The following is an 11282-nucleotide window of genomic DNA, read 5'->3' on the forward strand; positions in this document are numbered from 1 at the left end:
GACCTGCACGACGTCGTCGCGCTCTACAAGGCCGGCCAGATCGAGCCCGAGGTCGAGATCTACAGCCTCGACGACGCGCTCGACGCGTACCGGAAGCTCGCGTCGGGCGAGCTCTCAGCGCGCGCCGTCATCGCCCCGCACGGTCGCGGCTGACGGCCTCCCGGGGGCGTCACTCCGGGTCGATGAGCGCGGCGAGCTCGGCTGGTTCGGTGGGTGCCGCGGGCTCGGCTGCCTCGGCTCCTGCTGCTGCCAGCGCACCGCGCACCGCGACCAGCCGCTCCAGGAAGGCACGCTCGTCGCGCCGCGTGCGACGCATCCAGCCCGTGATCTCGCTATTCGACTTGCTCGCGTTGCACGATCCGCAGGCCGGCACGATGTTGTCGAGCGTGTAGCGACCACCTCGCGAGATCGGCTGCACGCAGTCGCGCTGCAGTGGGCGGTCGACGGCGCCGCAGTATGCGCATCCGCCCCACGGCGTCAGCGTAAGGCCGCGCCACCGGCCGGTGTGGCGAGGCACGACGGCGGGTGCAGAATGAGGCAGTGACTCGCCGCGGCCTCATCCTCTTCGCCTCCCTCGGCATCATCTGGGGCGTGCCGTACCTGTTCATCAAGATCGCGATCGCCGAGCTGACCCCCGAGTTCCTCGTCCTCGCCCGCACGGCCCTCGCCGCGGCCCTGCTGCTGCCGATCGCCGCGCGCCGCGGCGCCATCGGCCCCGTCCTGCGCCGCTGGAAGCCGCTCCTCGCGTTCACCCTGTTCGAGATCGTCCTCGCCTGGTACTTCATCAACGCCGCCGAGCAGACGCTGCCGAGCTCGACGGTCGGGCTGCTGCTCGCGAGCATCCCGCTCGTCGCGATCGTCGTCGCGTTCGTCATGGGCCGCCGCGACCGGCTGACGGCCGTCAACGGCGTCGGCGTCGTTCTGGGGATGCTCGGCGTCGCGGCGATCGTGGGCCTCGACGTGGGCGGCTCCGACCTCGGGGCGGTCGCGCAGCTCGCGGTCGCTGTCGTCGGCTACGCGATCGGCCCGGCGATCCTCGCCCGCTGGATGCACGACCTCCCCGGCGTCGGCGTCATCGCCGTCGCGCTCGGCCTCAGCGCCGTCGCCTACCTCCCGATCGTCGCGCTCACCGGAGGCTGGCCGACCGAGGTGCCGTCGACAATGACGATCGTCTCGGTCGTCGTGCTCGCCGTGCTGTGCAGCGCCGTCGCCTTCCTGCTGATGTTCGCGCTCGTGGCCGAGGTCGGCCCCATCCGGATGTCGGCGATCACCTATGTGAACCCCGCGGTCGCGGTGCTCGCCGGCGCGCTCTTCCTCGGCGAGGCCGTCACCATCTGGACCCTCGTCGGCTTCGTCACGATCCTCGCCGGCTGCGCGCTCGTGACACGGCCCGACCCGCGGGCGCGCGCGACCGCGGGCACCGGTGATCAGGCGACGGATGCCGATGCCGGGGTCGCTGTCGAGACCGAGCCCGAGCATCCGACGCTCGACGAGGTGCTCGACGAGCCGATGCCGCCGACCGAGCCGATCGTCCGCTAGGACGCGGCGCGGGCCACACGGCTCGCGCGCGCGATCGCCGGGTCGGGCAGCACGCGGCGCAGCACGTCGGCGAGGGTGACGACCCCGAGCATCCGCTCGCCGTCGAGGACGACGCCGAGCTGCACGCTCGCCTCGCGCATGCGGGCGAGCACCTCGTAGACCGGGGTTCCCGCGGCGATGACGTAGGCGTCGCGCGCGTGCGCGGCGGCGGGCGAGTCGGGCGCCTCGAGCAGGGTGTCGCGCACGTGCACGACTCGGGGGCGGCCGGGGCCGTCGAGGAGGATGCGGAGGTGACCGGATCGCAGAGCCGCGTCGCGGACATCGGCGACCGAGGCATCCGCCGCGACCGACGTCGGAGTGCGTCCCGACGCGATGAGCGACTCGACCGTGAGCGACTGCAGCTCGAGCATCGCCGAGAGCTGCGCCTCGTACTCGGGCTCGAGCACGCCCGCCTTCGCCGAGCTCTCGACGAGGAGGCGGATGGTCTCGGCGTCCTGTCCGCCAACGGCCGCGCGGTCGACCGGCTCCACACCCGTCGCGGCGACGAGGCGATTGGCGATGCTGTTGATCCAGCTGAGCAGCGGGCGCAGCGCGGTCACGAAGACCCGCGAGGGAAGACCGATGATGCGGGCCGCGAGCTCGGGGTGGGCGATCGCCCACGACTTCGGCGCCATCTCGCCGACGACAAGGTGGAGGAACGTGACGGCGAGCAGTGAGAGGCCGAAGGCCGTGGCGTCGGAGGCCCATTCGACGAAGCCCCACGAGTCGAAGATCGGGCCGAGCCACGCGTCGACCGCGGGCTTCGTGACGGCGCCGAGCGCGAACGTGCACGCCGTGATGCCGAGCTGGGCGACGGCGAGCATCATGGTGAGCTCGTTGACGCCGCGCAGCGCCGCGCGGGCGGAGCGGCTCGTCGCGGCCATCTCCTCCAGCCGGTGCCGGCGGGCGCCGAGCAGCGCGAACTCGATGACGACGAAGAACGCACTGAGTGCGATGAGCCCGGTCGTGACGAGGGCGACGATCCAGCCGTTCATCGGGAGGCCTCCTCGTCGGGCTCGAGTTCGGTCTCGAGGTCGGCGTCGGCGTCGGCGTCGGGCAGGTCGATGACCCGAACGCGCACCTGGCTCGGCACGTGGCGCTCGATCTCGAGCACCTCGACCTCGAGCGCACGGCGGGGCGGATGCTCGTCCGCAAGATCGGCACTGCTCGCGAGCACCTCGATCACCGCGATGTCGCCCACCTCGGGCAGGGCGCCGCGCTCGGCGATCAGTAGACCGGCGATCGTCTCGACCTCGCCGCGGGGCAGGTCGACGCTCACCGCGCGCTCGACCTCGTCGAGGTGCACGTCGCCCTCCATGATCCAGATGCCGTCGTCGTCGGGCTCGAGCGCGCTCGCGGCGTCGTCCTCGTCGTGCTCGTCGGTGATCTCGCCGACGACCTCCTCGGCGAGGTCCTCGAGCGTGAGCACGCCAGCGAAGCCGCCGTACTCGTCGATGACGCACGCGAGCTCATTCTTCGTCGCGGTGAGCTGGGCGAGCGCGTCGGGCAGGCTCATGACGGTCGGCAGCACGAGCGGAGGGCGCATGAGCGGCTCGATCGGGCCATCGTCGCCGGCACCGGACGCGAGCACGTCGACGAGGTGGACGACCCCGAGGGGCTGCTCGTCGTCGCCGATCACCGGGTAGCGGGTGTGGGCCTGCGACATGAGGCCGCGCAGCTCGCCGAGCGTCGTGTCGGGGCGCGCGATGCCGACGCGGCTGCGCGGGATCATCGCGTGCTCGACGTCCTGCTGGGGAAAGTCGAGGATGCGGTCGAGCATGATGGACAGCTCGTCCGGCAGGTCACCGCTCTGCCGCGAGTCATCGATGATGCGCTCGAGGTCGCGCGCCGTCGCGCTCGTGTCGACGTCATGGACCGGCTCGATGCGCAGCAGCTTCAGCAGCAGGTTGGCGGAGTGGTCGAAGACCGAGATGAGCCAGCCGAACACGGTCAGGTACGCCGTCGTCGACGGCGCGAGGGCGCGGGCGAGCGGCTCGGGGCTCGCGATGGCGAGGTTCTTCGGGAAGAGCTCGCCGAAGATCATCTGCACGACCGTCGCGACGGTGAGAGTGACGACGGTGCCGATCGTGATGCTGATCGCGGCCGGGACGCCGGCGCCGCCGAGGAGCGCACCGAGCGATTCGCCGACGAGGGGCTCGGCGACGAAGCCGACGAGCAGGCCCGTCACGGTGATGCCGAGCTGTGCTCCGGAGAGCATGAACGACGTCCGCTTCGTGACCTTCAGGGCGCGCGCCGCGGCCTTGTCGCCCACCTCGGCCTGAGCCGCGAGCTTCACGCGGTCGACCGACATGTAGGCGAACTCCTGCGCGACGAAGTAGCCGTTCGCGGCGATGATCACAAGGATCACGAGGATGCCGACCAGGAGCAGTCCGACCGTCTCGATCATGCGAGACCGCCCTGTCGGGGCGCGGCGCTCAGTGCGTCGGTCGGGCGTCTATGACTGGGGTCGCCGGAGGGCGACGAGGGTGTGTCAGCAGGCACGGGAGTTCGGGATCTCCAAGCGGGGGTCGGGAACACTCCCAGCGTCGTCAGCGAACCTTGGCACCGCCTGTGCTTCCGCCGACGCCGAAGCGCTCCACGACCTTCCGCAGCGTCGCGAGGCTGCGCGAGGTCGCCGGTCCGCCCGTGATCCGCTCGACGACGGGCGTGCGGTTGCTCTGCCGCTCGACGTCGTTCAGCACGATCGCCCACGCCGTGCCCTCTTGCTCGCCCGCGGTGAGCACGCGGCAGCGGCCCCGACGCTGAGCCTCCCGCGCGGCCTCCTCGTTCGCGGCGACCACCGGTGCGGCGTGCACCGTCAGCTCGAGGCGCGACGTGTCGGGACCGTCGGCGTGCTCAGCCACGATCCCCTCGATCACCGTCAGCGGCAGCGCGAAGACCTCGCGGCGGATGCCCGTCGCCCCCTCGAGCGCATCCTCGACCGCCTCGGCGAGCGCCGACGGGTCCGTCGACTCGACGACCACGGTGCCGTTGCTCTGCACGCTCACCGCGCCGGCCGCGCCCGCCGCGCCGAACGCGCCGAGCAGGTCGGCCGCGCTCGGGTGACCCCGCTGGCCGAGATTGACGTTCCGGATGAGGAACACGTGCCTCATGCCGTCGTCGGCTCCGCAGTCGAGACCCACTGCCGCACGAGGTGGCTCACGGCGTCCGCATTCCCGCCCACCGCGCCCTCCTCGGCGAACGTCGCGATCGCACGATCGACCCCGCGCCACTCGAGCAGAGCATCCGGGTCATCGATTGACGGCCGCTGCGTGCCCGGCGCGGCCTTGGCGGCGCCCCGATGCAGAACGAGGCGGATGCTCCCGTCACGATTCACCCCGGTAGTGACCACATCTCGGCCCGCGAGCGTGAAGCTCGGGGCGTTCCACTTGATCTCGGCGACGAGGGCCGGCTCCGCGCTGAGCATGAGCGCGCACAGAGAGCGGAGCGCCCGCGCGGCCTCGGGCTGCGGCACCGAGCCGAGGAACTGCTCGATCGCGGGCGGCATGGGCGCAGCATCCGTCATCTCTTCGCCCCTTCGCGTCGGGAACCGGTGCCGCCATCATGGCGCACGCACAGGCTCACAGCGGCGGGAACGCAGACGCGCCCTGCAGTGTTGACCCCAGTGGCCGCCGATCGCGGCCCCGTCGGAAGGACCCGCCATGACGAACCAGTACCGCGCCACTCCCGAGGCGATCGCCCGCCTCACCCCCCTGCAGCGCAAGGTGACGCAGAACGACGGCACCGAGCCGGCGTTCCGCAACGAGTACCACGACAACAAGGCCGCTGGCCTCTACGTCGACATCGTCTCGGGCCAACCGCTGTTCTCGAGCCGCGACAAGTTCGACAGCGGCACCGGCTGGCCGAGCTTCACGAAGCCCGTCAGCGCCGATGCCGTCACGACGAAGACCGACCGGACGCTCTGGATGAAGCGCGTCGAGGTGCGCTCCTCCGGCGCCGACAGCCACCTCGGGCACGTCTTCGACGACGGCCCGCGCGAGGCCGGCGGCCTGCGGTACTGCATGAACTCGGCGTCGCTGCGGTTCATCCCCGTCGACCGGCTCGAGGCCGAGGGCTACGGCGAGTTCGTCGCCCACTTCTCGACCGGCGGTGCCGGCACCACGACCACCTCGAACGGAGACGCCATGTCCATCGACCTCAGCATCGGCGAGATCACCCGCACCCCCGGCACCGAGACGGCCGTGCTGGCCGGCGGCTGCTTCTGGGGCATGGAGGATCTGATCCGCAAGCAGCCGGGCGTCATCAGCACCCGCGTCGGCTACACCGGCGGACGCAACGAGAACGCCACCTACCGCAACCACCCCGGCCACGCCGAAGCGGTCGAGATCGTCTTCGACCCGACCGTGACGACGTACCGCGACATCCTGGCGTTCTTCTTCCAGATCCACGACCCGTCGACGCTCAACCGCCAGGGCAACGACGTCGGCTCGAGCTACCGCTCGGCGATCTTCCCGCTCACCCCCGAGCAGGAGCACGTCGCCCGCGAGACCATCGCCGACGTCGACGCCACGCGCCGCTGGCCCGGCCCCGCCGTCACGACGATCGAGAAGGCGGGCCCGTTCTGGCAGGCCGAGGAGGAGCACCAGGACTACCTGATCAAGCACCCCAACGGCTACACATGCCACTACCCGCGGCCCGGCTGGACGCTGCCGCGGCGTGACGACGCGGCGGCGAGCTAGGCGCCCCCGCTAGCCTTGCGGCCATGACGAGCTGGTCGGGCGACGCATCGCTCCTGGCGACCGCCGACCGACTGCTCGGGAGCAGCCACCCGCGCGCGGCCGTCGCGCTCGTGACCCCGCAGGGCTCGGCGACGGCGTGGCGGGGCGTCTCCGAAGGCGCCGACTTCGAGATCGGCTCCATCTCGAAGGCCATGACCGGGATGCTCTACCGCGACTCGATCGACCGCGGCCGGGTCACCCCGACCACCGTGCTCGCCGAGCTCCTCCCGCTCGACGGGCACGGCGCTCTCGAGCGCGTGACGCTCGAGGCGCTCGCGTCGCACCGCTCGGGGCTCCCCCGCCTCCCTCCCGGCATGCAGCCGATGCGGCGCTCGTGGCGCCTGTGGACGCGCGGCGAGAACCCGTACGGCGACTCGCTCGCCGAGCTGCTCGAGCAGTGCCGCGGGGTGCGGCTCGGCGCGGGGTGCGGCCGATACTCGAATCTCGGCTTCCAGCTGCTCGGGCATGCGGTCGCCGCGGCCGAGGGCACGAGCTACGTCGAGCTGCTGCAGAGCCGGTTCGGGCCGGGCTACTGGGCACCTCGAACCGAAGACGAGCTTCGACCCTCGAGCCTTCGGGGCGTCTCGCGTCGCGGGCGGCCGCGGGAGGCGTGGACGGGAGAGGCGATCGCGCCGGCCGGGGGCATCCGCGCCACGATCGGGGCCATGCGCGACCTCATCGAGCGCATCCTCGACGGCTCAGCCCCCGGGCTCTCGGCGCTCGACCCCGACACCGCGTTCGGGCCGGGCGTGCGCATCGGCGCGGGCTGGATCACGATCGGCCGCGACGGGCGGAGCCTCACCTGGCACAACGGCGGCACGGGCGGGTTCCGCAGCTGGATCGGCGTCGATCGCGCCTCGGGCACCGGAGCCGTCATCCTCACCGCGTGCGAGCGCTCCGTCGATCGTGCCGGCTTCCGACTGCTCGGCGAGCCCGCGCCCTCCTCCTGATCGTCACCGCGCCGACGTAGGGTGTGCTCGACCGACCCGGAGGATGCACCGATGCACGAGATCACCTGCCCGCACTGCAGCAAGGCGTTCACCGTCGACGAGGCCGGCTACGCCGAGATCCTCAAGCAGGTGCGCGATCGTGAGTTCACGCAGGAGCTCCACGAGCGGCTCGAGCTCGCGGCGAAGGAGAAGCAGACCGAGATCGCCCTCGCCGAGGCGACCCTCACGGCGAAGTTCGAGCGCGACGCGGCCAAGAGGCAGACCGAGCTCGAGCACGCCGCCGCCGAGCGGCAGGCCGAGATCGAGCGCCTCAAAGCCGAGCTGCGGTCGACCGAGACGACGCAGAAGCTCGCCGTGAGCGAGGCTCTCGCCGCCGTCGAGCGCGAGCGCGATGCCCTCAAGAGCACGCTTGAGAAGGAGGTCGCCCAGACCCACGCCGAGGTCGAGAAGCTCAAGGCCGAACTGTCGGCCGCCGACGTCGCCCGGCAGCTCGCCCTCGCCCAGGCGACGAACGCCCTCGAGAAGGAGCGCGACGACCTCAAGCGCGACCTCGAGCTGCGCGCCACCGAGCAGAAGCTGCTCGAGGCCTCGCTCAAAGAGCAGCACAGCACCGAGGTCGCCCTCCTGCAGCAGACCATCGAGACGTACAAGGACTTCAAGGCGAAGCAGTCGACGAAGATGCTCGGCGAGACTCTCGAGCAGCACTGCGAGATCGTCTTCAACCGCGCCCGCGCCGGCGCCTTCCCCCGCGCCTACTTCGAGAAGGACAACGACGCGAGCGGCGGCACGAAGGGCGACTTCATCTTCCGCGAGTCGAACGAGGAGGGCGTCGAGGTCATCTCGATCATGTTCGAGATGAAGAACGAGGCCGACGCGACGGCGTCGAAGAAGAAGAACGAGGACTTCTTCGACAAGCTCGACAAGGACCGCACCGCGAAGGGCTGCGAGTACGCCGTCCTCGTCTCGATGCTCGAGCCCGACAGCGAGCTCTACAACGAGGGCATCGTCGACGTCTCGTACCGCTACCCGAAGATGTACGTCGTCCGTCCGCAGTTCTTCCTGCCGATCATCACGCTGCTGCGCAACGCGGCCCTCAGCACCGAGCAGGTGAAGAGCGAGCTCGCCCGGGTGCGCGAGCAGAACGTCGACATCACCAACTTCGAGGAGCGCCTGAAGGTCTTCAAGACCGGCTTCGCCCGCAACTACACGCTCGCCTCGGACCAGTTCGGCGAGGCCGTGAAGCGCATCGACGAGGCGATCAAAGACCTCGAGAAGGTCAAGGATGCCCTCATGAAGTCGGCGAACAACCTGCGGCTGGCGAACGACAAGGCCGACGGTCTCACCATCAAGTCGCTCACGCGCGGCAACCCGACGATGGCGGCGAAGTTCGCCGAGCTCGAGAAGGGCGAGGTCGCGGTCGCCGAGGTCGACTGACGCGACCGCCGCTCAGGCCCGGGCCGCGCGCTCCTCGATCTCATCGATGCGTCGCTGCAGGAACCGGCGCTCAGCGGCCGTCGGGGCGAGCGCCAGGGCGCGGCGGTAGTGCGGCAGCGCCTCCGCGTCCTCCCCCCGGCGGCGCCAGAGGTCGGCACGCGTGGCGTGGAGGAGGTGGTACTCCGCGAGCGGGGCGTCGAGGTCGAGGGTGTCGAGCAGGGCGATCCCAGCATCCGGGCCGTCGGAGAGCGCCACTGCGATCGCACGGTTCAGATCGATGACGGGCGACGGGGAGATCTTGCTCAGTCGCGCGTAGAGGGAGGCGATGCGATCGAACCGTGTCGCCTCGGCGGTGGGGGCCGTCGCGTGCTCGGCGGCGATCTGCGCCTGCAGGAGGTACGGGCCGGGGGCGGCGCCGACCTCGCGGAGGGCCGTCTCAGCTTCGGCGAGCACGCGAACGGCCTCGGCGATGGCCGCCGCGTCCCAGAGGGTGCGGTCCTGCTCGGCGAGCAGCACGAGCTCGCCCTCGGCGTCGAGCCGTGCCGGCGTGCGCGAGTGCTGGAAGAGCTGCAGGGCGAGCAGCGCGAGCACCTCGGGCTGCTGTGGCATGAGCTGGGCGACGAGACGCGTGAGACGGATCGCCTCATCGGCGAGGGCCGGGCGCACGATGTCGTCGCCGCTGCCGGAGGAGTAGCCCTCGGAGAAGAGCAGGTACAGCACCGCCAGCACCCCGGCGGTCCGCTCGGGGAGCAGCCGAAGCGGCGGGACGCGATAGGGGATGCCCGCCGCCCGGATCTTCGCCCGCGCCCGCACCAGCCGCTTCTGCATCGTCTGCTCGCTCACGAGGAAGACGCCCGCGGTCTCGGCGACCGTGAGCCCCAGGACGGTGCGGAGCGTGAGGGCGACGCGGGACTCCATCGCGAGGGCGGGGTGGCAGCAGGTGAAGATGAGGCGGAGCCGGTCGTCGTCGATCTGCATCGTCGGCGCCTCCTCCTCTGGCGGCTCGAGTTCTCGGGCGTGCCGCTCGGTCGCTCTGCGCTCGGTCGTCACCCTGCGGATCGCATCAGTGGCCGCGTTCCTGGCGACCGTCGTGAGCCAGGCGCCGGGGTTGTCGGGGATGCCGCGCTCGGGCCACGTCGTCAGCGCTCGGGTGACGGCGTCGTGGAAGGAGTCCTCGGCGAGATCCCAGTCGCCGGTGTGGCGGATCAGCGTTGCGACGATGCGCAGGCGCTCGGACGCGACGACCTCGGCGAGAGCTGCGCTCGCTTCGGTCGCCGCGTCACGAGGTGCGGGCATCCGTCGCCTCGATGCTCAGCCCTCGAACGGCCAGATGGGCCGGACCTCGACCCGACCGAACCGGGCCATCGGGTGGGCGGCGGCGATCTCGAGGGCCTCATCCAGGTTCTCGACGTCGATGAGGTCGAAGCCGGCGACCCACTCCTTGGTCTCGGCGAACGGGCCGTCGGTGAGGATGGTCGCGCCGTCGCGGACCGTCACCGTGGTGGCGTCCGACGGCGGGCGAAGGCGGTTGCCCGTGCGGGCGATGCCGCGGCGCTCGATGTCGGCGCTCCACTCCTCGATGTTGTCCTCCTCGGGGATGTACGTGGGGGCTTCGGGGTCGTTGATGATGAGCAGCAGGTATTCCATGGTCGTCTCCTTGAGTCAGTGGGGTGTCGTGCGCGTCAGTTCGCGGCATGCATGAGGCGCCGCACCTCGATGGGCGAGTACTTCGCCTCGGCGAAGCGCCCGGCGATCGCTACGGCGCGATCGAGGTCGGCGACGTCGACGATGTAGTAGCCGCCCACGTGCTCGGTGCCCTCGGTGAACGGCCCGCGAGTGGTCACGGGTGCCCCGTCGTGGTGGCCGACGACGGTGACGTGCTCGGTGTCGAGCTCGTTCGTGTCGACGAGCTCGCCGGAGGCCGAGAGCTCGGCGATCAGCTCGCCGTGCGTCGCCTCGAGGGCGGGGTCGTCACCGCTCGCCCAGACCGCTTCGGCCGTCTCGTTCGAATGGATCAGGATCATGAAGCGCACGGGCGCCCCCTTCTGTCGAGGTCGATTACACCAGGACGACGAAGAGGGGCGTGCCGGGAGGACACACCACGGGAAATCGGTGCCGAAGTCGGCGCTACAGCAGCTCGTCGTCCTCGTCGTCCGCGACATCGTTCGGCCGCGAGGTCGACGACGCCGGGCGCTCGCCGACGGCGGTGCCAGGCTTCACACCGGTCCCGGGCGCGTGCTTGTCGCGCTCGACCACGAGCCACTCGGGCATCTCCTCGAGCAGAGCCTTGATCTCGGCGGTCGTCATCGAGTCGCTCACTCCCCCGCGCGCGAGCGCCGAGTTCGACACGCCCAGGCGGCGGGCGACCTCATCGCGCGGGTGCGGGCCCTCGCGGCGCAGCGACGTCAGCCACTCGGGCGGGTTCTCCTGAAGCTCCATGAGCGCGGTGCGCGAGATCTGCGCCTCCTGGAACTCCGCGGGCGTCGCCGGCAGGAACACGCCGAGCTTCTTCGCGGCCGTCTTCGGGCTGAGCAGCTGCTCCTTCGGGGGCTTCGGCTGCTGGCGGCGGTCTTCGCGGGGC

Annotated in this window: 13 protein-coding genes; 4 read left to right on the plus strand and 9 right to left on the minus strand. The window is 71.1% G+C overall.

Going from position 1 to position 11282, the window contains the following annotated elements; all coding sequences use genetic code 11:
• Window positions 1-169: 169 nt before the first annotated feature.
• Complete coding sequence (locus Q7T15_RS08585; RefSeq protein WP_370689127.1) at window positions 170-517, minus strand: HNH endonuclease; 348 nt, start codon at window positions 515-517, stop codon at window positions 170-172.
• 23 nt (window positions 518-540) lie between these two features.
• On the opposite strand from Q7T15_RS08585, the gene Q7T15_RS08590 reads away from it, so the two are divergent.
• The gene (locus tag Q7T15_RS08590) at window positions 541-1539 is read left to right on the plus strand and encodes a DMT family transporter (protein WP_304695287.1); all 999 of its coding nucleotides are present in this window, start codon (window positions 541-543) and stop codon (window positions 1537-1539) included.
• Here Q7T15_RS08590 and Q7T15_RS08595 read toward each other — a convergent pair.
• The 4 genes from Q7T15_RS08595 to Q7T15_RS08610 form a co-directional block, all read right to left on the minus strand.
• Complete coding sequence (locus Q7T15_RS08595; RefSeq protein ID WP_304695289.1) at window positions 1536-2573, minus strand: CNNM domain-containing protein; 1038 nt, start codon at window positions 2571-2573, stop codon at window positions 1536-1538. The two genes, Q7T15_RS08590 and Q7T15_RS08595, sit on opposite strands and share 4 nt — an antisense overlap.
• Complete coding sequence (locus tag Q7T15_RS08600) at window positions 2570-3985, minus strand: hemolysin family protein (protein WP_304695291.1); 1416 nt, start codon at window positions 3983-3985, stop codon at window positions 2570-2572. The genes Q7T15_RS08595 and Q7T15_RS08600 overlap by 4 nt, the downstream gene beginning before the upstream one ends.
• Before the next feature lie 142 nt (window positions 3986-4127).
• Window positions 4128-4691, minus strand: coding sequence for a DUF1697 domain-containing protein (locus Q7T15_RS08605; protein ID WP_304695293.1), 564 nt, complete (start codon window positions 4689-4691; stop codon window positions 4128-4130).
• Window positions 4688-5104 (minus strand): DUF1801 domain-containing protein, encoded by a 417-nt coding sequence (locus Q7T15_RS08610; RefSeq protein ID WP_304695294.1) that lies wholly within the window; start codon window positions 5102-5104, stop codon window positions 4688-4690. The genes Q7T15_RS08605 and Q7T15_RS08610 overlap by 4 nt, the downstream gene beginning before the upstream one ends.
• 136 nt (window positions 5105-5240) lie before the next feature.
• Between Q7T15_RS08610 and Q7T15_RS08615 the strand changes: the two genes are divergently transcribed.
• Genes Q7T15_RS08615 through Q7T15_RS08625 form a run of 3 tightly spaced genes read left to right on the plus strand, consistent with a single transcriptional unit; the run spans window position 5241 to window position 8701 of the window.
• Window positions 5241-6278: a bifunctional methionine sulfoxide reductase B/A protein gene (locus Q7T15_RS08615; protein ID WP_304695296.1), complete on the plus strand. Its 1038-nt coding sequence runs from the start codon at window positions 5241-5243 to the stop codon at window positions 6276-6278.
• A 23-nt stretch (window positions 6279-6301) separates the two neighbouring features.
• On the plus strand, window positions 6302-7267 hold the full coding sequence (locus Q7T15_RS08620) for a serine hydrolase (protein ID WP_304695298.1): 966 nt from the start codon (window positions 6302-6304) through the stop codon (window positions 7265-7267).
• Between the two features lie 51 nt (window positions 7268-7318).
• A complete protein-coding gene (locus tag Q7T15_RS08625; RefSeq protein ID WP_304695300.1) occupies window positions 7319-8701 on the plus strand; it encodes a DUF2130 domain-containing protein in 1383 nt (460 codons plus the stop codon).
• A 12-nt stretch (window positions 8702-8713) separates the two neighbouring features.
• On the opposite strand, the gene Q7T15_RS08630 is transcribed toward Q7T15_RS08625, so the two are convergent.
• From Q7T15_RS08630 to Q7T15_RS08645, 4 genes are all read right to left on the minus strand, one after another.
• Window positions 8714-9997: an RNA polymerase sigma factor gene (locus tag Q7T15_RS08630; RefSeq protein ID WP_304695302.1), complete on the minus strand. Its 1284-nt coding sequence runs from the start codon at window positions 9995-9997 to the stop codon at window positions 8714-8716.
• 15 nt (window positions 9998-10012) lie between these two features.
• Window positions 10013-10348 carry a YciI family protein gene (locus tag Q7T15_RS08635; protein WP_304695304.1) on the minus strand — a complete coding sequence of 112 codons (336 nt, stop codon included), beginning with the start codon at window positions 10346-10348 and terminating at the stop codon, window positions 10013-10015.
• Window positions 10349-10383: 35 nt separating this feature from the next.
• Entirely contained in the window at window positions 10384-10725 is a 342-nt protein-coding gene (locus tag Q7T15_RS08640; RefSeq protein WP_304695306.1) for a YciI family protein, read from the minus strand.
• A 103-nt stretch (window positions 10726-10828) separates the two neighbouring features.
• Entirely contained in the window at window positions 10829-11236 is a 408-nt protein-coding gene (locus tag Q7T15_RS08645) for a DUF5997 family protein (protein ID WP_304695308.1), read from the minus strand.
• Between the last annotated feature and the right edge of the window lie 46 nt (window positions 11237-11282).

It is taken from the genome of Microcella sp. (assembly GCF_030645145.1).
GTDB lineage: Bacteria > Actinomycetota > Actinomycetes > Actinomycetales > Microbacteriaceae > Microcella.